The organism is Histidinibacterium lentulum (genome assembly GCF_003789055.1).
Taxonomy (GTDB): Bacteria; Pseudomonadota; Alphaproteobacteria; order Rhodobacterales; family Rhodobacteraceae; genus Oceanicola; species Oceanicola lentulus.
On record NZ_ML119087.1, the window covers coordinates 205,210 to 228,733 of the forward strand.

The 23,524-nt window shown below is 69.4% G+C and carries 23 protein-coding genes and 3 tRNA genes; 20 read left to right on the plus strand and 6 right to left on the minus strand.

The annotated features are described in order from the left end of the window. Both EAT49_RS14845 and EAT49_RS14850 read left to right on the plus strand, forming a co-directional pair. Positions 1–801, plus strand: coding sequence for a transglutaminase family protein (locus tag EAT49_RS14845; RefSeq protein ID WP_123643076.1), 801 nt, complete (start codon positions 1–3; stop codon positions 799–801). Positions 802–819: 18 nt separating this feature from the next. After that, positions 820–1,566, plus strand: coding sequence for a proteasome-type protease (locus EAT49_RS14850; RefSeq protein ID WP_123643077.1), 747 nt, complete (start codon positions 820–822; stop codon positions 1,564–1,566). Between the two features lie 23 nt (positions 1,567–1,589). Here EAT49_RS14850 and EAT49_RS14855 read toward each other — a convergent pair. The 3 genes from EAT49_RS14855 to EAT49_RS14865 all read right to left on the minus strand — a co-directional run bounded on the left by EAT49_RS14855 (position 1,590) and on the right by EAT49_RS14865 (position 4,970). Beyond that, a tRNA-Gly gene (locus tag EAT49_RS14855) sits at positions 1,590–1,663 on the minus strand. A 235-nt stretch (positions 1,664–1,898) separates the two neighbouring features. Further along, positions 1,899–3,920, minus strand: coding sequence for a calcium-binding protein (locus EAT49_RS14860; protein WP_123643078.1), 2,022 nt, complete (start codon positions 3,918–3,920; stop codon positions 1,899–1,901). Positions 3,921–4,055: 135 nt separating this feature from the next. Further along, positions 4,056–4,970 (minus strand): hydrogen peroxide-inducible genes activator, encoded by a 915-nt coding sequence (locus tag EAT49_RS14865; protein ID WP_123643079.1) that lies wholly within the window; start codon positions 4,968–4,970, stop codon positions 4,056–4,058. 139 nt (positions 4,971–5,109) lie between these two features. Here EAT49_RS14865 and katG point away from each other — a divergent pair, with 139 nt between their 5' ends. The 5 genes from katG (at position 5,110) to EAT49_RS14895 (ending at position 11,994) form a co-directional block, all read left to right on the plus strand. Then, positions 5,110–7,317 (plus strand): catalase/peroxidase HPI, encoded by a 2,208-nt coding sequence (katG, locus tag EAT49_RS14870; protein WP_123643111.1) that lies wholly within the window; start codon positions 5,110–5,112, stop codon positions 7,315–7,317. Positions 7,318–7,628: 311 nt separating this feature from the next. After that, the gene (locus tag EAT49_RS14875; protein ID WP_123643080.1) at positions 7,629–8,135 is read left to right on the plus strand and encodes a hypothetical protein; all 507 of its coding nucleotides are present in this window, start codon (positions 7,629–7,631) and stop codon (positions 8,133–8,135) included. 318 nt (positions 8,136–8,453) lie between these two features. Continuing rightward, the gene (locus tag EAT49_RS14885) at positions 8,454–9,296 is read left to right on the plus strand and encodes a fumarylacetoacetate hydrolase family protein (protein WP_123643081.1); all 843 of its coding nucleotides are present in this window, start codon (positions 8,454–8,456) and stop codon (positions 9,294–9,296) included. A gap of 169 nt (positions 9,297–9,465) precedes the next feature. Next, on the plus strand, positions 9,466–10,107 hold the full coding sequence (locus tag EAT49_RS14890) for a hypothetical protein (RefSeq protein WP_123643082.1): 642 nt from the start codon (positions 9,466–9,468) through the stop codon (positions 10,105–10,107). Between the two features lie 84 nt (positions 10,108–10,191). Further along, complete coding sequence (locus EAT49_RS14895) at positions 10,192–11,994, plus strand: ABC transporter transmembrane domain-containing protein (RefSeq protein ID WP_123643083.1); 1,803 nt, start codon at positions 10,192–10,194, stop codon at positions 11,992–11,994. 49 nt (positions 11,995–12,043) lie between these two features. Here EAT49_RS14895 and EAT49_RS14900 read toward each other — a convergent pair whose 3' ends face one another. Continuing rightward, positions 12,044–12,931 carry an NAD(P)-dependent oxidoreductase gene (locus tag EAT49_RS14900; protein WP_123643084.1) on the minus strand — a complete coding sequence of 296 codons (888 nt, stop codon included), beginning with the start codon at positions 12,929–12,931 and terminating at the stop codon, positions 12,044–12,046. Between the two features lie 283 nt (positions 12,932–13,214). Between EAT49_RS14900 and EAT49_RS14905 the strand changes: the two genes are divergently transcribed. Next, positions 13,215–15,095, plus strand: coding sequence for an acyl-CoA synthetase (locus EAT49_RS14905; RefSeq protein WP_123643085.1), 1,881 nt, complete (start codon positions 13,215–13,217; stop codon positions 15,093–15,095). Between the two features lie 48 nt (positions 15,096–15,143). On the opposite strand, the gene EAT49_RS14910 is transcribed toward EAT49_RS14905, so the two are convergent. After that, positions 15,144–15,218 (minus strand) — tRNA-Thr (locus tag EAT49_RS14910). Between the two features lie 85 nt (positions 15,219–15,303). On the opposite strand from EAT49_RS14910, the gene EAT49_RS21605 reads away from it, so the two are divergent. The 12 genes from EAT49_RS21605 to EAT49_RS14970 all read left to right on the plus strand — a co-directional run bounded on the left by EAT49_RS21605 (position 15,304) and on the right by EAT49_RS14970 (position 22,687). Further along, the gene (locus EAT49_RS21605; RefSeq protein WP_123643086.1) at positions 15,304–15,489 is read left to right on the plus strand and encodes a hypothetical protein; all 186 of its coding nucleotides are present in this window, start codon (positions 15,304–15,306) and stop codon (positions 15,487–15,489) included. Positions 15,490–15,496: 7 nt separating this feature from the next. Beyond that, the gene (gene murA, locus EAT49_RS14920; RefSeq protein ID WP_123643087.1) at positions 15,497–16,765 is read left to right on the plus strand and encodes a UDP-N-acetylglucosamine 1-carboxyvinyltransferase; all 1,269 of its coding nucleotides are present in this window, start codon (positions 15,497–15,499) and stop codon (positions 16,763–16,765) included. Then, positions 16,762–17,244, plus strand: coding sequence for a DUF2948 family protein (locus EAT49_RS14925; RefSeq protein ID WP_123643088.1), 483 nt, complete (start codon positions 16,762–16,764; stop codon positions 17,242–17,244). The genes murA and EAT49_RS14925 overlap by 4 nt, the downstream gene beginning before the upstream one ends. A gap of 87 nt (positions 17,245–17,331) precedes the next feature. Beyond that, the gene (gene hisD / locus EAT49_RS14930; RefSeq protein ID WP_123643089.1) at positions 17,332–18,639 is read left to right on the plus strand and encodes a histidinol dehydrogenase; all 1,308 of its coding nucleotides are present in this window, start codon (positions 17,332–17,334) and stop codon (positions 18,637–18,639) included. 226 nt (positions 18,640–18,865) lie between these two features. Next, positions 18,866–19,342: a UPF0262 family protein gene (locus EAT49_RS14935; protein WP_123643090.1), complete on the plus strand. Its 477-nt coding sequence runs from the start codon at positions 18,866–18,868 to the stop codon at positions 19,340–19,342. A 3-nt stretch (positions 19,343–19,345) separates the two neighbouring features. Further along, complete coding sequence (locus EAT49_RS14940; RefSeq protein WP_281274735.1) at positions 19,346–19,813, plus strand: arsenate-mycothiol transferase ArsC; 468 nt, start codon at positions 19,346–19,348, stop codon at positions 19,811–19,813. Beyond that, positions 19,810–20,400 (plus strand): GNAT family N-acetyltransferase, encoded by a 591-nt coding sequence (locus EAT49_RS14945; protein WP_123643091.1) that lies wholly within the window; start codon positions 19,810–19,812, stop codon positions 20,398–20,400. The genes EAT49_RS14940 and EAT49_RS14945 overlap by 4 nt, the downstream gene beginning before the upstream one ends. Positions 20,401–20,523: 123 nt before the next feature. After that, positions 20,524–20,742 (plus strand): translation initiation factor IF-1, encoded by a 219-nt coding sequence (infA, locus tag EAT49_RS14950; protein WP_007205486.1) that lies wholly within the window; start codon positions 20,524–20,526, stop codon positions 20,740–20,742. After that, a complete protein-coding gene (locus EAT49_RS14955; RefSeq protein WP_123643092.1) occupies positions 20,739–21,335 on the plus strand; it encodes a Maf family protein in 597 nt (198 codons plus the stop codon). The genes infA and EAT49_RS14955 overlap by 4 nt, the downstream gene beginning before the upstream one ends. Continuing rightward, the gene (locus tag EAT49_RS14960) at positions 21,332–22,357 is read left to right on the plus strand and encodes a ribonuclease E/G (protein WP_123643093.1); all 1,026 of its coding nucleotides are present in this window, start codon (positions 21,332–21,334) and stop codon (positions 22,355–22,357) included. Before EAT49_RS14955 ends, EAT49_RS14960 begins: the two co-directional genes overlap by 4 nt. After that, the gene (locus tag EAT49_RS14965) at positions 22,354–22,536 is read left to right on the plus strand and encodes a DNA gyrase inhibitor YacG (protein WP_123643094.1); all 183 of its coding nucleotides are present in this window, start codon (positions 22,354–22,356) and stop codon (positions 22,534–22,536) included. The genes EAT49_RS14960 and EAT49_RS14965 overlap by 4 nt, the downstream gene beginning before the upstream one ends. A 76-nt stretch (positions 22,537–22,612) precedes the next feature. Then, positions 22,613–22,687: transfer RNA gene (locus tag EAT49_RS14970), tRNA-Phe, on the plus strand. 173 nt (positions 22,688–22,860) lie between these two features. Here EAT49_RS14970 and EAT49_RS14975 read toward each other — a convergent pair. Further along, a complete protein-coding gene (locus tag EAT49_RS14975) occupies positions 22,861–23,082 on the minus strand; it encodes a hypothetical protein (RefSeq protein WP_123643095.1) in 222 nt (73 codons plus the stop codon). Positions 23,083–23,524: the final 442 nt, after the last annotated feature.

Sequence of the window (23,524 nt, forward strand, 5' to 3'; positions counted from 1 at the left end):
ATGCGCCTGCAGATCAGCCACACGACCCGCTACCGTTTCGACAGGCCTGTGACCCACGGTCTCCAGCAACTCCGCCTCACCCCCAAATCGCTGCGCGCCCAGACCGTGCTGCAATGGCAGACGCTGGTGACCGGGGGGCGGCAGGAGCTGGCCTACGACGATTACCACAACAACCACGTCGACCTCGTCTCCATCGACCGCGAGACGACGGAACTGGAAATCCGCTGCCAGGGCTCGGTCGAGGTCGAAGAGACCCATGGCGTCGTGGGCCCGCACAAGGGCCCGGCGCCGCTCTGGCTCTACGAGACATCCACGCCCCGAACGCGGATGGGGCCGAAGCTGCGGTCGCTTCTCCGCAGTCTGGAGACCGAGACCACCGATCTGGCGCGGCTCCATGGCCTGAACGAGGCGATCCATGCGGCGGTGCGCTGGGAAACGGGTGTGACGCATACCGGCTGGACCGCCGAACAGGCCGCCGCAGAGGGCCGCGGCGTCTGCCAGGACCAGGCCCATGTCTTCATCGCCTGCGCCCGCGAGATGGGGTTTCCCGCCCGCTATGTCTCCGGCTACCTGCTGATGGAGGACCGCACGGACCAGGAGGCGAGCCACGCCTGGGCCGAGGCCCATGTGGACGGACTCGGCTGGGTCGGATTCGATCCCGCCAACGCCCAATCCCCCGATATCCGCTATGTCCGCGTGGCGACGGGGCTGGACTATGCCGAGGCCGCGCCGGTAACTGGCACGCGCCAGGGGGGCGGGGACGAGCGGCTCAGCGTCGAAGTCGCTGTCCAGGGCCAGTAACGGCAGGAGACACCGTCCATGACCTATTGCGTGGGGCTGATGCTCGACCGCGGCCTGGTGATGATGTCCGACACCCGCACCAACGCGGGGCTCGACAACATCTCCACCTTCCGCAAGCTCCACTGCTGGCAGCAGCCCGGCGAGCGGGTCCTCATGCTGATGACTGCGGGCAACCTCGCCACCACCCAGGCGGTCGTTAGCCTGATCGAGGAACGCACCAAGGCCCCCGAGGACCGCACTCCCTCGATCTTCGCCGCGCCGTCCATGTTCCAGGTCGCGCGGATGGTGGCCGACATCCTGCGCGACGTCATCTCGCAATATGCGAACGCCGGACAGCGCGGGGATGCCACGTTCAACGCCACGCTGATCCTCGGCGGTCAGATCGCCGGCGGTCCGATGCGGCTGTTCCTGATCTATCCCGAGGGCAACTTCATCGAAGCCAGCGCCGACACGCCCTGGTTCCAGGTCGGAGAGATGAAATACGGCCGCCCGATCCTCGTGCGCGCATTCGATCCCGCCATGAGCTTCGAGGCGGCGATGAAGCTCCTGCTCGTCAGCTTCGACTCGACGATCAAGGCCAATCTCTCGGTCGGCGCGCCCCTCGACGTGGTGCTCTACGAGGAAGGCAGCCTCCGGCTCGACCCGATCCGCCGCATCCATGCCCGCGATCCCTATTTCAGGACCATATCCGAGGGCTGGGGCGACGCGCTGAAGCAGGCCTTCGACAGCCTGCCCGACATGGCACTGACACCGCCGAAGGGCTGAGCCGGTCCCGGAAGAGGGCCTGATGGAGCGGGCGACGGGAATCGAACCCGTATCTCTTGCTTGGAAGGCAAGGGTCTTACCATTACACAACGCCCGCCCGGGCACGGACCGAGGTATGACACGCATTCTGGCGCGTCAAGGTCGGGCATCGGGTCAGCAGGTCGCGCACGACCGGTCGTTCCGTTGCCGGCGGCCCGGATGACGTCGTCCCGCCCGGAGCGCAGGCGGCGGGCGAGGCCACCGCGAAGCCTCTGACCCACATGTCGGACGAGATCCCTGTCCGGGCCCCGCGCGGCTATGGCGGGACCCGTCTGTGGGATGGCAGCACCCGGTCAGATCAGGATCGCGTCGATTTCCTGTACCTGTGCCACGGTCAGGCCCGCGAAGAAGATCGTGTGGCCGAGCGCCGTCGCCTCTGCGCCACCGGCCACGGCCCTGATCTCCAGATCGTCGAGCGTTGTGCCGGGCGGCGCGTCGATCAGCAGACGGTCTCTTCCGACCTCGAAGTCGGCGATCGTGTCGCGCTCGCCCGGCGTCACCACGAAGACGAAGGTATCGGACCCGATCCCGCCGAAGAGGACGTCGTCGCCGAGCCCGCCGAAGAGCGTGTCGTTGCCTGCGTTGCCGTAGAGCGTGTCCGTGCCGTTGCCGCCGTAGATCACGTCGAACCCGGCCTTGCCGGCGATCAGGTCCGCGCCCGCATCGCCGTAGAGCGTGTCCGCGCCGATGCCGCCGTCGATCGTGTCGTTGCCCAGACCGCCGAAGATCACGTCGTTGCCGGCATTGCCCTGGATCGAGTCGTTGCCGTTGTTGCCCGACAGCGTGTCGAAGCCCTCTAGCCCGGCGATCGTGTCGTTGCCTCCCTTGCCGAAGACCACGTCGAAGCCGATGCCCCCGTTGATGAGGTCCGCGCCGATACCGCCGTCGATCGTGTCGTTTCCGCCGCCGCCGAAGATCGTGTCGTTGCCGGCGTTGCCGAAGAGCGTGTCGTTGCCGCCCTCGCCGTAGATCTCGTCAAAGCCGCCGAGTCCGCTGATCTCGTCGAAGCCGCGCCCGCCATAGATCGTGTCGAAGCCCAATCCGCCGATAATCGAGTCGCTGCCGCCGCGTCCGTATATCTCGTCGTTGCCGTCGGTGCCGATGATCGTGCTGCCGGTGGGATGACCGGTGAAGCTGCCCTCGTCGGTCAGGAAGTTCGGCAAGCCTCCCTGAACGTCGGCCATATCGAGAGTGTCCGCGCGACCGTCCCAGGCGGTGGCGAAGATCTCGCCGTTCAGCCGGTAGACGAAGAGGGACACGCCTTCGGAGGTCACGTCGACATCGACATCGCTGATGTTGCCGGTGCCCGACACCGCGGTCTCGGGGCCGCGAGGGGTGCCGTCCGCGTCAAAGTTGCGGGCGCGGGTGGTGCCGGTGCCGCTGTCCCAGGCGATGACGAAGCCGCCATCGGGCAGGGCCTTCACGTCCGGACCGATTTCGCTGGTCGTACTGGTGTTGGCCTGAGCCGCGGGGCCGCGGGGGAGACCATTGGGCTGGAATACCTGGAACCAGATATCGAAGTTCTGCTGCCAGGTGATCACAAAGTCGCCGTTGGCAAGCCCTGCGACATTGGGATCGGTCTGGGTGCCGGGCGGGCCGTCGACCTCGCGGAAGCTGCCGATCTTGACGCCGGTGGCGGAGATGATCTGGTATTCGATCTCATAGATGGCGCCGTCCTGCTCCTCGTAGGCTACCACCATGTTGCCATTGGCCAGCGTCGCGACATCAGCGTCCCGGTTATTGCTGCCGCCCACGTTCTGTGCGACCGACCGCTCCGGGCCGACGGTGCCCGTGGCGCTGACCAGCTTGCCGAAGATCCTCTCGACGCCGGTGTCGAAGGTGTAGGTGACGAAGGTATCGTTGGTGTCGAGGTTGACCGTCACCGACGGGTTGCGCAGGTCGTCAGTGTTGCTGACTTCGGTGCGGATCACCGCGTTGTTGATCAGATCGCCGTTGCTGTTGTAGCGCTCCCACATCACGTCAGTGCGAATATTGTTCGTGTCATCGTCCATATAGGCCATGACGAAACCGCCGTCGTTCGTGGCGGCGATGTCGAAATCGCGTTCGTTGTCCGCGAAGCGAGCGGTGTTGAGACGGAAGGCGTCGCGCAAGACCGCGCCGTCGGCATCGTAGATCACCCCGATGATGTCGGTGCCGGGAGGCGGATTGGCGATGCCTTGGGTCGAACCCTCCACCCAGGCCACGAGCGTATTACCGTTCGACAGGCCGATGATCTTTGGGCTGGACTGGGTGCCCGTCGCAGCGGCTCCGGTGTTTGCCTGCAATTCAGGCACGATTTCTGTCAGGACTGCCATAATCACGTCTCCCTGAGATGTCCGCGAACAGACGTCGCGAATCGGTAATTCGTGCACAAAGGGTAGGCTTACCCAGCGGAATCAGACAGGATTTTCTTGAGAAGAAATCGCTTCGGCCAATCTTGGCCGGCCGAATCAGGCCCGGGACCGGCCAGAGTCCGCTCGGCCCAGCGCCCCTGCCACGACACCGCCGATCTCGCCCAGATGCGCTGCAAGAGGGCTCGACCGCCGCCAGACCATCCCAATGGTCCGCGAGGGCGCGGGCGCCGGAAACCGGGTGACGGCGACGGGCGCCGAGCGCGTCTCCACCGCCACCGCCATCTCCGGTATCAGCGTCACGCCCAGCCCCGCGCCGACCATTTGAACCAGCGTCGACAGGGACGAGCCGTCGAGCGACTCGCGGGGCATGGTGGGGCGCAGGTTGCAGAAGGACAGAGCCTGATCGCGAAAGCAGTGCCCCTCCTCCAGCAAGAGCAGCCGCATCTCCCGCAGCGCCTCCCGATCGGGGACCGGCGCATCCGCCTGTGCCTCGGGCCGCACCAGCAGAAACTCCTCGTCGAAGAGCGGCACCTCCGTCAACCCCGGCTCCGACACCGGCAGCGCCAATAGCGCCGTGTCGATCCGCCCCTCGTCAAGATCCCGGATAAGCCGCGGTGTGATCGTCTCGCGCAAGGTCAGCTGCAGCCCCGGATGGCTCTGCGCCAGCGCCCCCACCACCCGCGGCAGCACATAGGGCGCCACCGTCGGGATGACCCCGATCCTGAGCGACCCCGAGAGGCCCTCCTGCGCGGCCCGCGCGAGGTCCGCAAGCTCGTCCACCGACCGCAGCACCTCCCGCGCCCGGGCGGCGAAAAGCTCGCCCAGCGCCGTGGCCCGCACGCCCTTGGGCGCGCGCTCGAACAGGGCCGCCCCCAACTCGTCCTCGAGCGCCTTCACCTGCATCGACAGCGCCGGCTGCGAGATCGCGCAGGCTTCCGCGGCGCGCCCGAAATGGCCGTGCCGGAGCACGGCATCGACATAGCGGAGCTGCTTGAGCGTGAGATTGGTCATCAGAAATTCTTATCGGTAACATCAGGAAATTCAAGTTCGCTTAATCCTGCCGGTTTGCTAGAATCATTCCAGACTGCCTTGCGGCGCCCGGTCCGGGGGCCACGGCAGCGTGCCCGCATTCAGATCGGAGAGACCCATGATGGACGGAAACGACGCCCCCGCGGCCGGCAAATGCCCGGTCATGCACACCAACCTCGGCGTGCGTTCGAACCGCGACTGGTGGCCGAACCAGCTCAACCTCAAGATCCTGCACCAGAACACCGCCCTGTCGAACCCGATGGGGCCCGATTTCTCCTATGCCGAGGCGTTCAAGGGGCTGGATTACGAGGCCCTGAAGAAAGATCTCACCGCCCTGATGACCGACAGCCAGGACTGGTGGCCCGCGGATTACGGCCATTATGGCGGCCTCATGATCCGCATGGCCTGGCATTCCGCCGGGACCTACCGCACCGCCGACGGCCGCGGCGGCGCCCGCTCGGGCACGCAGCGCTTCGCGCCGCTGAACTCCTGGCCTGACAACGGCAACCTCGACAAGGCCCGCCGCCTCCTGTGGCCGATCAAGCAGAAATACGGCAACGCGATCTCGTGGGCCGACCTCATGATCCTCGCCGGCAACGTCGCGCTCGAGTCCATGGGCTTCAAGACCTTCGGCTTCGGCGGCGGCCGCGAGGACGTGTGGGAGCCCGAGGAGGACATCTACTGGGGGTCCGAGGACGAGTGGCTCGCCCGCTCGGACCACGCCCTCGCCCGCTACCAGGGCGACCGGGAACTGGAGAATCCGCTTGCCGCGGTGCAGATGGGTCTCATCTACGTCAATCCCGAGGGCCCCGACGGCAACCCCGACCCGCTCGCCTCGGCGAAGGACATCCGCGAGACCTTCGCCCGCATGGCGATGAACGACGAGGAGACCGTCGCGCTGACCGCCGGCGGCCACACCTTCGGCAAGACCCACGGCGCGGGCCCGGTCGACAATGTCGGACCCGAGCCCGAGGCCGCCCCGATCGAGGCGCAGGGCTTCGGCTGGATGTCGGAATGGAAGTCCGGCAAGGGCGTCGACACCATCACCTCCGGCCTCGAAGGCGCCTGGACCCCGAACCCGATCCGGTGGGACGGTGGCTATTTCGAGATGCTCTTCAAGTACGAGTGGGAAAAGACCAAGAGCCCCGCAGGCGCGTGGATCTGGCGTCCCATCGGCCTCGAGGAGGCCGACATGGCCCCCGAGGTGGACGGCTCGGGCAAGAAGGTCCCGATCATGATGTCCACCGCCGACATGGCGATGAAGATGGACCCCGAGTACCGCAAGATCTCCGAGCGGTTCCACAAGAACCCCGACGAGTTCGCCGACGCCTTCGCCCGCGCCTGGTTCAAGCTGTGCCACCGCGACATGGGGCCCAAGGCCTGCTACCTCGGCCCCGAGGTGCCCGCCGAGGAGCTGAGCTGGCAGGACCCGGTTCCCGCCGTCGATCACGAGCTCATCAACGCGGCGGACGTGACCGAACTCAAGGCGAAGCTGCTCGACTGCGGCCTCTCGGTCTCGGAACTCGTCTACACCGCATGGTCCTCGGCGGCGACCTTCCGCGGCTCCGACCGCCGGGGCGGCGCCAACGGCGCGCGGCTGCGCCTTGCCCCCCAGAAGGACTGGGAGGTCAACGAGCCGGCGAAGCTCCAGAAGGCCCTGACCGCGCTCGAGGGCGTGCAGACCGCCTTCAACGACGCCCAGACCGGCGACAAGAGGGTCAGCCTCGCGGACATCATCGTCCTGGGCGGCTGCGCGGCTATCGAGAAGGCGGCCGCGGATGCGGGCTACACGGTCGAGGTCCCCTTCACCCCCGGTCGCACCGACGCCACGCAGGAGCAGACCGACGTCGACATCTGGGACGTGATCGAGCCCGAGGCCGACGGCTTCCGCAACTACCGCCGCGGCGCCTACACCGTCTCCACCGAGGAGCTGCTGGTGGACCGCGCGCAACTCCTGACCCTGACGGCGCCCGAGATGACGGTGCTCGTGGGCGGGATGCGGGTGCTCGGTGCGAACCACGGCGGCACGGCGCATGGCGTGTTCACGGACCGGCCGGGGTCGCTGACCACGGACTTCTTCGTCAACCTGCTCGACATGGGGACGGAGTGGAAGAAGGCCTCGGACGATGCCGAGCTCTTCGACGGGGTCGACCGCAAGACGGGCGCGAAGAAGTGGACCGGCACCCGCGCCGATCTCGTCTTCGGCTCGAACAGCCAGCTGCGTGCCTATGCCGAGGTCTACGCCCAGGACGACAACGGCGAGAAGTTCGTCGCCGATTTCGTCAAGGCGTGGGTCAAGGTGATGGACGCCGACCGCTTCGAGGTCTGATCCGGGGCGACAGGACAGGGGGCGGCGCGGAGCGATCCGCGCCGCCCTTTGTCATGAGTCAGCGGGCGTCCACATGTGGACGGTCTCGCAAGCTACGGATTTTTCAAACGAATCTGGAAAGTGGCCCTGCGGCGTTAACCTTTGCAACCCGGGTGTGACGCGGCGGCGCCGTGTCTGCCCGGCGCGGAGACCCGCGCCGGTCCCGGTCGGTCTGACGTTGGGCCCGCCGCGCCGTCCCGGCAGTCAAGGCCGGAACAAGCGCCGGACGGCGCCGTTCCCCGGCCAGAGTGACGCGCCAGCGGAGAGATGCGATGCGGCCCCTGATCCCCTTCGTCACCGGAGTGCTGGCCTTGGCCGCACCGATCGCCTCGGCGCAGGAGCAACCGGACCTCGCGCTCGTCGTCGCCGAGCACGAGGAGCACGGCCTCTTCCTCGCCGACGGCGAGGGACGGCCGGTCTACGCCTTCCTGAACAGCGAGGCCATCGGCGGCGACGGGCTCGATCCGCTCGAGTCCTGCCACGAGCATTGCCGCGACGACTGGCCCTTGGTGACGGCCACCGGCACCGTGCGGGCCGGCGAAGGCGTGGACCCCTACCTTGTCGGCACGCGCCCGGACGGCGAGGCCGGCGAAGTCGTCACCTACAACGACTACGAGCTGTTCTACTTCCACCGCGACGCGCCCGGGACGTCGCCGGAGGGGCAGGGCATCTTCAGCTACGGAGGCTACTGGGCTCTCCTGAGGCCGTCCGGGCTGGCCATCAGAACCGGACCGATGGAGGAACGCGACCAGCTGCCCGAGCCAACGGAAGGCGGATAGGCGCGAACCGCGCGGCGCCGGCCGACCCTCGGCGTCCTTCGCCCATCGCCGGAAGGATGATATCCTTCACCCGGCGCGAGGGCGGAGAGACGATGAGCGATGCTCCGGAAACCAGCACCTGCCTCGGGGCCGGTATCTGGGCGCGCCGGACCGCGAGGCCGCGGGGCGGGCGCTGGGGGCCATGCTGACGATGACCAGGATCGACATCGCCGCTCTCGATCGGGCCTTCGCCGGAAACTGACCCGCCCCGCCGTCCGGCGGTTGCACCCCCCTCCCCATCCGCTAAGCAGTCGGGCAAGTGACAGTGGAGAGACCAGCATGAAATTCCTGAGGATCGGCCCGGCGGGCCACGAAGTGCCCTGCGTGCTCGACGCAAGCGGCGTCGCGCGCAACATCTCCAGCCTCGTGGTCGATATCGGACCCGCCACCATGCCCGGCCTGATCGCCGCCGTCTCGGGCGTCGATCTCTCGACCCTCCCCGAGGTCGCCACGACCGGCGCCCGGATCGGATCGCCCGTCGCCCGGCCGAACAACGTCTGGTGCATCGGTCTCAACTACGCCGATCACGCCGAGGAAGCCGGGATGCCCATTCCGGAGGAGCCCATCATCTTCTCGAAGTCGAGCCTGACCGTCTGCGGCCCGAACGACCCGATCCTGAAATCGAAGGCCATGACGAAACTCGACTGGGAGGTCGAGCTGGGCATCGTCATCGGCACGCCCGCTCTGGAGATCGCGCCCGAGGCGGCGATGGACCACGTCTTCGGCTATGTCACCGCCAACGACGTGTCCGAACGCGCCTGGCAGATCGAGCGCGGCGGCACCTGGATCAAGGGCAAGACCTATCCGAACTTCTGCCCGACCGGCCCCTGGCTCGTCACCGCCGACGAGGTGCCCGACCCGCAGAACCTGGCCCTGTCCCTGTCGGTCAACGGCGAGGTCATGCAGGACGGCACGACCGCGACGATGATCTTCGGCGTGGCCCATGTCGTCCATTACCTCAGCCAGTTCGCGCAGCTGGAACCGGGCGACCTGATCCTGACCGGCACGCCCCCCGGCGTCGGCATGGGCCTGAAGCCGCCGCGCTATCTCGAGGCGGGCGATACCGTCACCCTCTCGGTCGAGGGTCTGGGCCAGCAGGAGAGCGTGGTCGAGGCCGTCTGAGGCGGCCCGCGCCCGCTGCCCTTGCCCGCGCCGTCCCCGGTGGCGCGGGCGCAGGGGACCGCCGCGTGACCGGATGCCGACTCTTCCGTTGCCGGAAACGCGACAGTCTTCTCCAAATGACCCGGATCGTGCCCAAATCGCGCCATGCTCGCGGGCAAGCCTCCGGGCCATGGATCAGAGCATTCTCTTTCGCGCCCAAGGCGCCCGCATCGCGCTCCTTCGCGGCAACCGGTCGGGGCGGGTCACCGTCTTCTTCGCCGGACGCTCCGCCGCGGGCACCGACGTGGCCGACACCTACGGCGGCGCCTTCGCGAGGGAGCACGGACTCAACGCCATTCTCGTGCAGCCCGCGAAGGCCCGCTGGTATCAGCCTCCCCTCGCCGGCCCCCTGACCGCCGCCCTGCGCCGGGCGCTCAGGGGCTTCGACCATCTCACCTTCGCCGGGAGCGGGATGGGCGCCTACGGGGCGCTCTCCATGGCGGAGCGCATCGAGGCGGACCATGTCCTCGCGGTGCGCCCCGTGGCCACGCTCGACGCCGCCCGCGCTCCGGTCACCAGGGCCCACGCCCGCGATCTCGAGCGGCTCGGCGCCGATCTCGAGCCGGTCCTGACCCACCGCGCCGGTCGCTACACCGTCGTTCCGGACGGTTCGCGTCTCGGGGCGGCCCATGTGGCGCGGTTCTACCTGCCCGGGGACCGCACCGTCCACGAAGGCCCGCGCGCGCTGCAGCAGGACGGCCCGCTCGGCCTCGACCCGGGACGCTTGCTGTCGCTTCTGGGCGAGACCCGCGACACCGCCCTTTCGGCCTGACCCGCCGCGCCGGAGCCCGCGCGCTTTCTTGCTCCCGCCGCTCCGCCGTCCTATGCGGGTTTCCGAAGCCGCGACGGAGACCCCATGGCCGAGGCCCCAGACGCCCCCCGCGCCGCCACCGAGGAGCGCGCCCGCTCGCGGCGCATCGGCGCGCTGGGCGGTCTCTGGCCGTTCCTCGCGCCCTACAAGGCGCTTCTCGCCGCCGCGCTCGCGGCGCTGGTGCTGACCGCGGGCGTCAGCCTCGTGCTGCCGCTCGCCGCGCGCCGGGTGGTGGACAATTTCAACACCGCCGAGACCGCGCTCGTCGATCTCTACTTCGGCGCGGCCATCGGCGTGGCGGCGCTGCTCGCGGTGGGCTCAGCGCTGCGCTACTACCTCGTCACCCGGCTGGGCGAGCGGGTCGTGGCGGACATCCGCAAGACGCTGTTCGACCGGATGATCGGCATGTCGCCCGCCTTCTACGAGAAGGTGATGACCGGCGAGATCATCAGCCGCATCACCACCGACACCACGCTGATCCTGTCGGTGATCGGCTCGTCCATCTCCATCGCGCTCCGCAATTCTCTGGTGCTGATCGGGGGGATCGCCCTGATGCTCTGGACCAGCGTCAAGATGACGATGCTGGTGCTCTGGCCGATCCCGGTGATCCTCCTGCCCATCGTCATCCTTGGCCGCCGCGTGCGCCGGCTGTCGAAGGAAAGCCAGGACTGGATCGCCACCTCCTCGGGCGACGCGTCGGAGCTCCTGCTGTCGGCGCAGACGATCCAGGCCTTCACCAACGAGCGGCGCAGCGCGGGCCGGTTCGCGGACACGACCGAGAAGAGCTTCGTCGCCGCCCGCCGCCGCATCGGCACCCGCGCGGTGATGACCGCCATCGTGATCTTCGTGGCCTTCTCCGCCGTCGTGGGGTTCCTGTGGATGGGCGCGGCGGACGTGCGCGCCGGCATCATCACGGCGGGCGAGCTCGTTCAGTTCATGATCTACACCGTCATGGTCGCCGCCGCCGTGGGCGCGCTGACCGAGATCTGGGGAGAGCTCCAGCGCGCCGCGGGGGCGACCGAGCGTCTGGTGGAGCTCCTGCAGGCCGACGACACGGTGCCGGACCCGGTGGGGGCCGCGCCCGCCACGGCCCGCCGCACCGGGCATGTCGTCTTCGAGGACGTCCGCTTCCACTATCCCGGGCGGCCGTCGGTCGCCGCCCTCGACGGCGTCAGCCTCGAGGTGAGACCGGGGGAGACGGTGGCCCTCGTCGGTCCCTCGGGAGCCGGGAAATCGACGATCGTCCAGCTCCTGCTGCGCTTCTACGATCCCACCTCGGGCCGCATCCTCTTCGACGGAGTGGACCTGCGCGAGATGGCGCGCGGCGATTTCCGCCGCGACATCGCGCTGGTGCCGCAGGATCCGGTGATCTTCGCCGACACCGCGCGCGAGAACATCCGCTTCGGCCGGCCCGAGGCTACGGATGCCGAGGTCGAGGCCGCCGCCCGCGCCGCCGCCGCGCATGATTTCCTCGCAGCGCTGCCCGAGGGGTACGACTCTTACGTCGGCGAGCGCGGCGTCATGCTCTCGGGCGGGCAGAAACAGCGCATCGCCATCGCCCGCGCGATCCTGCGCGACGCGCCGGTTCTGCTGCTCGACGAGGCGACCTCGGCCCTCGACGCGGAAAGCGAGCGTCTTGTGCAGCAGGCGGTGGACGAACTCGCCCAAGGACGGACGACGATCGTGGTCGCCCACCGCCTCGCCACGGTGAAGAAGGCCGACCGCATCCTCGTCTTCGACCAGGGCCGCATCGTGGCCCAGGGCCCCCACGACCAGCTCGTGGCCGAGGGCGGGCTCTACGCGCGCCTCGCGCGGCTCCAGTTCACCGAAGGGATGGCGGCGGAGTAGGGGCGCACGCGACAGGGTGCCCGCCCCCCTGGTCTCGGGACGCCCCTGATCACCCCAGCCCGCTGCGCCGCGCCACGAAATCCACCAGATGCGGGACGTAATCCTCCGGCCCGTCGCCGCCGTCTGCATGGGCCATGGCAAAGCTGTTCTTGACCGCGTTGCCCATCGGGTTGGGCAGCTGTGCCGCGTCGGCCATCGCCTCGAGATAGCGCAGGTCCTTGAAGGCATTGGTCAGCGTGAATTTGTGCGCCTCACGGTTGCCCTCCACCGCATAGCCCATGAAGGTCCGGTAGAAGCCGCAATCCATCCGGCCGCCCCGGATCACGCTGTCGAACTCCTGCGTGGATATGCCGACCTTGCGCGACAGGGCCAGCGCCTCGGCATAGAGCGCGGCATAGCCCAGCGACAGGAAGTTGTTCAGAAGCTTCATCTTGTGGCCCGTGCCGGACGGTCCGAGATGCACGATCGTGGCGGCCCAGGTCTCCAGCACAGGGCGGATGCGGGCGAAGACCTCTTCCGAGGCGCCCACCATGGTCGACAGCTCCCCCGCCTCGGCCTGCACCGGCGTGCCGCCCAGCGGCGCGTCGGCCATGTGGCAGCCCGCCGCTTCCAGCTTCTCCGCCAGCACGACGGTCGAGGTCGGATCGGCGGTGGAGCAGTCGATCACCACCGCGCCGGGCCTGAGGCCGGGCAGGAGGCCCGCGACGATCTCCTCCACCTGCGGCGAGCCGGGCGCGCAGATGTGGACGATATCGCTGGCCGCCGCGAGCGCCCCGAGGCTCTCGGCCTCCGTGGCGCCCTCCGTCACCAGCGCCTCCACCGGCGCGCGGTTGCGGTGTGCGAGCACCGTCAGCGGATACCCCGCCGCAAGGATGTTCCGCGCCATGCCGGAGCCCATCAGCCCCAGCCCCACGAAACCAACGCACTGCCTGTCCATTCCGCTCTCCTCCCCGGGGTCTTGTCACAGGCACCTTGGCCGGGGCGGAGGAGGATGTGCAACGGGGGACGGTGCACCGCATCCGCGCCGCAGCCTGCGGGTGCGGCCCCCGGTTAACGATTTTTGAATTTCCGTCAGTGACTTGCGCCCGGTCCCGGCTTGGGGCCGCGAGCCCGGCCCACGGCCGCGGTTCCGCGGCTCCTCCATGACGGGCTACTGGCGGGCTTGTGCCCCGGTCCCACCCGCCCCAAGTTCGGGTCCGGAGCGGGAGGAGAAGACAGTCATGGCCTATGCCGATTACGACGACCGGAACGCCATCGAGGCCGAGGCCGCCTGGCAGGACCGGGACCTGCCGAAGACCCTTTACGGCCTCCTTGCCCGCACCGCCGAGGCCCACGCCGGCCGCAAGGCGGTGACCTTCCAGATGTTCTCCGACCCGAAGGCATCCGCCGAGACCTTCACATGGTCAGACCTCCACGACCGCACCTGCCAGACCGCGAACCTCTTCCGGTCTCTCGGCGTGGGAGAGACAGATACCGTCGCCTTCCTGCTGCCGAACTCCACCGAGACGGTGCTGACCTACCTCGGCGGCGCCATCGCCGGCGTGGTCAACCCGATCAACCCGCTGCTGGAGCCCGGCCAGATCGCCGGCATCCTGCGCGAGACGAATGCCAAGGTCCTTGTCACCCTCCGCGCCTTCCCAAAGACCGACATCGCCCAGAAGGCCGCGAAGGCCTGCCGCGAGGCACCCAACGTCGAGACCATCGTCGAGGTGGACCTTCTGCGCTACCTGACCGGGCTCAAGCGCCTGATCGTGCCGCTCCTGCGCCCCAAGGCGCCCGTGGGCCGCAAGGCCCGGGTGATCGACTTCACCACCGAGGTGGCGAAGCAGCCGAAGACGCTCACCTTCGCCGACAGCGCCGGCGACCGCGTGGCCGCCTATTTCCACACCGGGGGCACCACGGGCCTGCCGAAGGTGGCGCAGCACCGCTATTCGGGGATGATCTACAACGGCTGGATCGCGCAGCGGCTGCTGTTCAGCGCCGAAGACGTCCAGCTCTGTCCGCTGCCGCTGTTTCATGTCTTCGCCACGATCGTCTGCCTCGGCGCGTCGCTGTCGGCGGGCACCCATATCGTGCTGCCCACCCCGCAGGGCTATCGCGGCGAGGGTGTGTTCGACAATTTCTGGAAGCTGGTGGAGCGCCACCGCGTGACATTCATGATCGCCGTACCCACCGCCATGTCGGCGCTGATGCAGCGCAAGGTCGACGCCGACATCTCCACCCTGAAGCTGGCGTTCTGCGGATCGTCGCCCCTGCCGGTGGAGCTGTACAAGCGGTTCGAGAAGGCCGCGGGCGTCACCATCTGCGAGGGCTACGGCCTGACCGAGGCGACCTGCCTCGTCTCGATCAATCCGCCCGAGGGAGTGAAGAAGATCGGCTCCATCGGCATCCCGTTTCCCTACACGGATGTCCGCATCCTGGGGCACACCGCCGAGGGACCCTACGAGTGCAAGGTGGACGAGATCGGCGAGATCTGCGTCGACAGCCCCGGCGTCTACGAGGGCAACACCTATACCGACATGGCCAAGAACAACGGCCTGTTCCACCACGACGTCTACCTGAGGACGGGGGACCTCGGGCGGCTCGACGCGGACGGGTATCTCTGGATCACGGGCCGGGCGAAGGACCTGATCATCCGCGGCGGGCACAACATCGACCCCGCCGAGATCGAGGAGGCGCTGGCCGGGCACGAGGCCGTGGCCTTCGCCGCCGCCATCGGCCAGCCCGATGCCCATGCGGGCGAGCTGCCCTGCGCCTACGTCGAGCTGGTGTCCGGTGCGAAGGTCGGTCCGGAGGAGCTGATCGCCTTCGCCAACGACCGCATCAACGAGCGCGCCGCCCATATCAAGCATCTCGACATCCTGCCCGAACTGCCCAAGACGGCGGTGGGCAAGACCCTGAAGAACGACCTCAGGAAGCTCGCCATCGCCCGGGTCTACGGCGCGGCCCTTGCCGAGGCGGGGGTGCCGGCGCGGGTGGCGGAGGTGGTGGAGGACAGCTCGCGCGGGCTCGTGGCGAAGATCGAGAAGACCGGTGCCGCGGACGGCAGCGCGGTGAGCCGGGTCCTCGGTGATTTCACGCGGCCCTGGGACTGGGCGTGACACGCCGAGGCCGAGCGGGGGATGTGAAGGGACGCGGCAGGGGAGACCTGGTGCTGCCGGAGAGATTTGAACTCTCGACCTCTCCCTTACCAAGGGAGTGCTCTACCCCTGAGCTACGGCAGCAATTGGTGCGCGGGGATTAGCGGCGAACGTCATCCGCCGCAAGCCCCGACTGGACGGTTTTTGGCCCATGCGCTAAGCCCCGGTCATGGAGCGGAAGCGACCCAGGGGCCCGGAGGGCGATCAGCGGCAGGCGCGGCTGAAATCCGCGCTGAAGGCCAATCTTGCCCGGCGCAAGAGCCAGGCCCGTGCGCGGGCCGGGGGCGACGGGGACGCGGACGACGAACCGGGCAATGAGACCCGAGGGCGCGACGGCGCCGAGGAAAGGGGCTAGTGCAGGCATGGATTCCATAATCGTTCGCGGGGGCCGGCCGCTGTCGGGCCGGATCCGGATCGCGGGGGCGAAGAACGCGGCGCTGGCCCTTATGCCGGCGACGCTGCTCAGCGAGGAACCGCTGACGCTCACCAACGCGCCGCGGCTGTCGGACATCCGCACGATGACCGAGCTTCTGCGGTCGCTCGGGGTCGAGGTGACGCAGCTTCAGGAGGGCAAGGTCATCGCGCTCAGCTCCCACGGGCTGACCTCCACCCGGGCAGACTACGAGATCGTGCGCAAGATGCGGGCCTCGAACCTCGTCCTCGGCCCGCTTCTCGCGCGGTGCCACGAGGCGGTCGTGTCGCTGCCCGGCGGCTGTGCCATCGGGGCGCGGCCCATGGATATCCATGTCTCGGCCCTCGAGGCGATGGGCGCCGAGATCGAGCTGCGCGACGGCTACCTGCACGCGGTGGCGAAGGGCGGGCTGAAGGGCGCGCGGGTGCCGCTGCGCTTCGCCTCCGTGGGGGCGACGGAGAACACGCTGATGGCCGCGACCCTGGCGAAGGGCACCACGGTGATCGAGAACGCCGCCCGGGAGCCCGAGATCATCGATCTGGCCACCTGCCTGCGCGCCATGGGCGCCCGGATCGAGGGCGACGGTACCCCGACCATCGAGATTGAGGGCGTCGACCGGCTCCGTGCCGCCACGCACAGGGTCGTCAGCGACCGGATCGAGCTCGGCACCTACATGCTGGCCCCCGTGATCGCGGGCGGCGAGGTGGAATGCCTCGGCGGCGAGATGCGGCTGGTGCAGGCCTTTGCCGAGAAGCTCGACGCCGCCGGGATCACGGTGGAGGAGACCGCCTCCGGCCTCAAGGTCGCGCGGCGCAACGGCCGGCCCCATGCCGTGGACGTGGTGACGGAGCCCTTCCCCGGCTTCCCGACCGACCTTCAGGCGCAGATGATGGCGATGCTCTGCACCGCGGAGGGAACCTCCGTTCTGGAGGAGCGGATTTTCGAGAACCGTTTCATGCATGCGCCGGAACTGGTGCGCATGGGCGCGCGCGTCGACGTCCAGGGCGGGACGGCAACGGTCCGCGGTGTGGACCGGCTCAAGGGCGCGCCGGTCATGGCCACCGACCTGCGCGCGAGCGTGTCGCTGATCCTCGCCGGTCTCGCGGCGGAAGGGGAGACGCGGGTGAACCGCGTCTATCACCTCGACCGCGGCTACGAGCAGGTCGAGGACAAGCTGAGCGGCGTCGGCGCCGACATCGAACGGGTCCGCGCGGCGTGACCGGGGATGCGCGCTTCGAGGATGCGGACGCGGCGCCGCTGCGCCTCCGGGCGCTCGATCCGGACGATCTCGCGGTGATCTCGGGCCTCTGCCAGGACGCGGTCCTGCCGGCCTCCGAACTGACCTGGGACCGGCGGGCGCGGCGGCTCGGGCTGCTGCTGAACCGCTTCCGCTGGGAGGACGCCCCCGCCGCGGAGGCGCGGCGGCGGGAGTACGAGCGGGTGCAGTCGGTTCTGGCCATCGAGGATGTCGCGGCGGTCCGTTCCACCGGCATCCCGCGCGGCGACGCGGAGACGGTGCTGTCGCTTCTCGCCATCGCCTTCGAGCCTGGCGAGGACGGAGCGGGGGAGCTGGTGCTCACCTTCGCGGGCGACGGGGAACTGCGGGTCGCGGTGGAGGCCCTGGAAGTCCTGCTGCGCGACGTGACGCGGCCCTATCGCGCGCCCTCCGGACAGGCGCCGCGCCACCCCGACGACTGAGTGCCGCGGGCGCCCCATGGTGCATTGAGGCCCGGCCCTCCCGGGGCTATGTGGTCCGGCGCGTGGCGAGGCAAGGCGGAGGCGAGCATGGCGGCATTCCTGGTAAGCTCGGACCCGGGGTTCGAGTCGTCCTTCCGGACCCTCCTCGGCGCCAAGCGCGAGGATGCGCCCGATGTGGATGCCGCTGTCGCCGAGATCATCGCGGACGTGCGGGACCGGGGCGACGCCGCGCTGGTGGAACTGACGAACCGGTTCGACAGGGTCGGGATCGCCGCCTCGGACCTGCGGGTCACCGAGGACGAGATCGACGCCGAGATCGCGAAGGTCGGGGCGGAGGACCGCGCCGCCCTCGATCTCGCCGCCGGGCGCATCCGCGCCTATCATGCCCGACAGATGCCCGAGGATGCGCGCTGGACGGACGAGACCGGCGCCACCCTGGGCTGGCGCTGGACGCCGGTGGCGGCGGCGGGGCTCTATGTGCCCGGGGGGCTCGCCTCCTATCCGTCCTCGGTGCTGATGAACGCGATCCCGGCCAAGGTGGCAGGGGTGGAGCGGCTGGCGGTGACGGTGCCGATGCCGGACGGCATGGCGAACCCGCTGGTGCTGCTGGCCTCCCGGATCGCGGGGGTGGACGAGGTCTATCGCGTGGGCGGGGCCCAAGCGATCGCGGCCCTGGCCTGGGGCACCGAGACCATCGCGCCGGTGGACAAGATCACCGGCCCCGGCAACGCCTATGTGGCGGCGGCCAAGCGGCGGGTCTTCGGGCGGGTGGGGATCGACATGATCGCGGGTCCGTCGGAGATCCTGGTGATCTCGGACGGGGGCTGCGATCCCGACTGGGTGGCGCTCGATCTGCTGAGCCAGGCGGAACATGACGAGAGCGCCCAGTCGATCCTGATCACCACCGACGAGGCCCACGGCCGCGCCGTGGCGGCGGCCGTGGAGCGGCATCTGGAAACCTTGCCCCGAAGCGCCATCGCGGGCGCGTCCTGGCGCGATTTCGGCGCGGTGATCGTGGTGCGGGACATGGACGAGGCGGTGGCGCTGACGGACCGGATCGCGCCCGAGCACCTGGAGATCTTCACCGACGGGGCCGAGGCGCTGGCGAGGCGCATCCGGCATGCGGGGGCCATCTTCATCGGCCAGTGGACGGTGGAGGCCATCGGCGATTACGTGGGCGGGCCGAACCATGTGCTGCCCACGGCCCGCTCGGCGCGGTTCTCGAGCGGGCTGTCGGTGCTGGATTTCCTCAAGCGCACCACGACCGCCCGGATGACGCCCGAAGCGCTGGCGGCCATCGGTCCGGCCGCGGTCCGGCTGGCGGAGGCCGAGGGGCTGGGCGCCCACGGCCTGTCGGTCTCGGCGCGGCTCGACGCGCTGAACCGGCAGACGTGACGGCCGGAGCGGCCGGGCGCGCGACTGCGCCTGCGGCGGCACCCGCCCGCCCGGCGGCCTTCGCCCGACGCTGTTCAGGGGACGGCGCGGGCGCAGAGGACGGGAGCGAGGGGCCAGCCCCTCGCGCTCCCCGGAGTATTTCCGGCCAGATGAGGAGGGGAGGTGGCGCCCTTCGCGGCACCGGGGGCGATTGCCTTGGCCCCGCGACCGGCGTAGCCATTGGCCGATGACCCGGCTTTGCCATATCGACCTCGATGACGCGAACCTGCCGCCTCCGACGCCGGAGATCGAGCAGGAGCGCCGGGTGGCGATCTTCGACCTGCTGGAGCAGAACCGCTTCGCCCTGCCCGAGCGGGAGGGACGCAGGGTCGCCGGGGGGCCCTACCGGCTGGCCCTGGCGATCCGCGAGAAGCGGCTCGTCTTCGCCCTATCGACCGAGGGCGGCGATCCGGCGGGGGAGTTCCACCTGAGCCTCGGTCCGTTCCGGCAGGTGGTGAAGGACTATTTCGCGATCTGCGAGAGCTACTACGACGCGGTGAAGACCGCCCAGCCGAGCCAGATCGAGACCATCGATATGGCCCGGCGCGGCATCCACAACGAGGGCGCCCGGGTCCTGCAGGAGCGGCTCGAAGGCAAAGCGGAGGTGGACGAGGACACGGCGCGGCGGCTCTTCACCCTGATCTGCGTCCTGCACTGGGGCTGACGGGTGACGGAGGCCAGCGCACTCCCCGGTTCCGTCCTCTTCTGCTGCGATCACAATGCCGTCCGCTCGCCCATGGCCGAGGGGATCATGAAGCAGCTTTACGGCACCTCCTGCTACATCCAGTCCGTGGGGGTGAAGACCGATCTGGAGATCGACGGCTTCGCGATCGCGGTCTGCCACGAGATCGGGGTGGAGCTGGACCGGCATCGGTCGCGCTCCTTCGACGAGATGGAGCAGTGGGGCGACGACCTGTCGTCCTTCGATCTCGTGCTCGCGCTGTCGCCCGCCTCGCAGAGGCGGGCGCTGGAGCTGACGCGGTTCTACCATCTGGACGTCGAATACTGGCCGATCCTCGACCCCACGGGCCTCGGCGAGAGCCGGGAGGCGCGGCTCGCCTCCTACCGGCAGACGCGCGACCAGATCCGCCAGCGCCTGCTCGACCGGTTCGGCCCGCCCACGGAGGAGTCGTGAGCGGTCTCGACTACCGGATCCTGAGGGGCGCGGAGGTGGAGGCGGCGCTCGACGATCTGGCGGATCTGCGCATCGGCGTGTTCCGGGAGTGGCCCTATCTCTATGACGGGGATCATGCCTACGAACGCCGTTACCTCTCGCGCTACCGCGATGCGCCGGGGGCGATCCTCGTCGGCGCCTTCGACGGCGTCCGGCTGGTGGGGGCCGCGACGGGATCGCCCATGGAAGACCATGCGGCGGATTTCGGCGCGGCCTTCGAGGCACGGGGACTCCCGCTCGGCCACATCTTCTATTGCGCGGAATCGGTCCTCTTGCCGGGGTACCGCGGCCGGGGCGCGGGCCATGCCTTCTTCGACGCGCGGGAGGACCATGCCCGGGCCCTCGGGCGGAGCCATTCGGCCTTCTGCGCGGTCCTGCGGCCGGAGGGCCATCCGCGGCGCCCTGCGGAGGCCCGGAGCCTCGAGCCCTTCTGGCGCGGCCGCGGGTACGCGCCGCTTGCCGGCGCCACGGTGACCTTTTCCTGGCGCGATGTCGGCGAGGCGGAGGAAAGCGCCAAGCCGCTCCAGGTCTGGATGCGCAGGCTCTGAGGTGTCATGATGTAGCGGAAGATGCGGCTCCTGCGTCGCGCTGCGCGATTCCACTTGAAAAAACCCGGCGTCCGACGCATCTGTCTGGCGCCTCGGAAAGGGGTGACACGAGAAGGAGACCACATGGCCAAGGAAGAACTGCTCGAATTCCCAGGCGTCGTGAAGGAACTCCTGCCGAACGCGACGTTCAGGGTCGAGCTGGAAAACGGCCATGAGATCATCGCGCATACGGCGGGCAAGATGCGCAAGAACCGCATCCGGGTTCTGGCCGGCGACAAGGTGCAGGTCGAGATGACGCCCTACGATCTGACCAAGGGTCGGATCAACTACCGCTTCAAGTGAGCCCGAGAGCGCCGGACCCGGCGCTCCGGCTGGTGCTGGCCTCCGCCTCGCCGCGGCGGCTCGACCTGCTGTCGCAGCTCGGCCTCGAGCCCGATGCCGTGCGCCCCCCCGAGATCGACGAGACACCGCGTCCGCGCGAGCTGCCGCGGGACTACGTGCGGCGCATGGCGCTGGAGAAGGCCGAGGCCTCGGACGCCCGACCGGGGGAGGTGGTGCTCGCCGCCGACACGACCGTCACCATGGGACGGCGCATCCTGGGCAAGCCGCGGGACGCCGAGGAGGCGCGGCGGTTTCTCGAGGCCCTCTCCGGGCGGCGTCACCGGGTCATCACCGCCATCGCCGCCCGGCGCGGGGACGAGATCCGGGTGCGCGACGTGCTCACCCAGGTGCGGATGAAGCGCCTGAGCCCGCCCGAGATCGCGGGCTATCTCGCCACCGGCGACTGGCAGGGCAAGGCGGGCGGCTATGGCATCCAGGGGCCGGCGGGGGCCTTCATCCCGTGGATATCGGGATCTCACCCCGCGGTCATGGGCCTGCCGCTGGCCGAGACCGCGGCGCTTCTGACGACGATGGGATATGTGGTGTGGCGATGAGCGTGGTGGTTCTCGATCATCTGGGCGGGCTCGAGGCCGCGGCGCGTCTCGTGGGCGGGCAGCTCGACGATCTGCTGGTCGACGATCCGTCGCGGCCCCGGGTCGGCGCCATCTTCCGCGCCGCCTGCGACCGGCCGGTGAAGGGGCAGGGCGGCATGTTCCTGCGCCTGCCCGAGGGCGGAACCGCCTTCCTTCGCGGGGCGAAGGGCCTCGCGCCGGGCCAGACGCTGCTCGTCCAGGTGACCGGCCATGCCGAGGCGGGCAAGGCCGTTCCCGTGACCGAGCGGCTGCTCTTCAAGAGCCGCTACGCCATCGTCACCCCCGGCGCGCCGGGGCTCAACGTCTCCCGCGCGATCCGGGACGAGGAGGAGCGCGTGCGTCTGCGGGCGCTGGCCGAGGGCATGGTGGAGGAGGGCCTCGGCCTGATCCTGCGCTCCGCCGCCCAGGGCGCGGAGGAGGATGCCATCGCCGAGGACATCGCCGCCATGGCCGATCTCGCCCGGGCCGTGCTGGGCGATGCGGCGGGCCCCCCCGAGGCGCTGACCGAGGGCGACGGGCCCCACGTCCTCGCCTGGCGCGACTGGCCGGAGCCCGCCCGCGTCGTGACGGAGCCCGGGGGGTTCGAGACAGAGGGCGTGCTCGACCAGGTGGAGGCCCTGCGGCGGGCGGAGGTGGCGCTCGGTCCCGCGGACATGAGCGTGGAGGAGACCCGGGCTCTTGTCGCGGTCGATGTGAACACACGCGGCGACACCTCTCCCGCGGCCGGTCTCAAGGCGAACCTCGCCGCGGCGAAGGCCTTGCCCCGGGCCCTGCGGCTGCGGGGCCTCGGGGGGCAGATCGTGGTGGATTTCGCGCCCATGCCCAAGGCGCACCGCCGCGAGGTGGAGACGGCGCTCAAGGCAGCCTTCCGCGCCGACCCGGTGGAAACCTCCGCCGTGGGCTGGACCCCGCTCGGGCACTACGAGTTGCAGAGGAAACGCGAACGCGCGAGCCTTGCGGCCGTGCTGAAGGAGCTGCCATGACCTGCCCGATCTGCGCCCGCCCTACCGTATCCGACTGGCGTCCGTTCTGCTCGAAGCGCTGCGCCGACGTGGATCTGGCGAAGTGGCTGGGCGGCGCCTACCGGGTGCCCTCCGAGGATCCCGAGGATGCCGAGGAGGCCCTCCGCGCGGCCGGAGAGGCGACGCCGAGACCCCACTGAACGGGGGGGATTGCCTCTGGACACCCGCCGGACCCTCGGCTATCTCCCCGGCACCCGACGGCGCCGCCGTCCCCGTGCCCGGGTAGCTCAGGGGTAGAGCAGTGGATTGAAAATCCTCGTGTCGGTGGTTCGATTCCGCCCCCGGGCACCACTTAACAAGCTGAAATGATTTGGGTCTTGGCGCTCCCGATCTCTGGCGTCGGCAAGGTTTGCGCGTCCTGTCGGCGAAAGCAGACGGATCCGGGCCGGGGCACAGCCCTTGCCGGCTGCGCCTGGAGAGACGCGGGGTGACGGGCACATAGCCCGCCGGGATCAGGATCTCCGTCAGCGCCGCGTTTGGCCTGTCGAAGAACTCGAGCGTGATGTTGTGCATCCCCCCCGCGGCTGGTTCGCGTGGCCGAACTTGCCCGGCACCCAGGGCGAATGCAGCCGCACGAAGCCGTCGAGCCGGTTATCGTAGAGCACCATCATGTCCACCCGACGCAGAAGTTCGCGCAGCATGATCCGCTCGTTCACGCCCTGCCGCCCGTCGAGCCGGTTGCGCATGGGCGGCACCGCTTGCTCGACGGCTTTCGTCTCGGCACGGCCGAAACGGTGCGGGCGCGTGCAGGCTGGACACGCGATCCGCCCGGTCCTGGCGACTCGCGGCTCGAATCGAGTCACGGGGCGCGACTCGCCGGCGATTTGCGTCCTGACATGGGAAAGTCGCCCTGTGCCGCGTGGGTCGACCCGGCCGAGAGATGTCGTGCCTCAGTGCCGCGCAGGGGATTTCGCTTTGAAGTCAGGCGGTTGAGATCCATGTGACGGGACGCGGAATGCTCTTGGGCAGGGGCAGCTTGGTAAACCGGCGGGACCCCCGAAAAACCTCTTGCGGGTTTGGTTTGGTATCCGTAGATAGCGCTTCACCGGCGGCGCTGAGGCGCGGCTGGGGCGCCAGACGGGGCGGCGGCGGGAGCCGGTGCAGACGAGGCGGTGACATCAGGGGCAT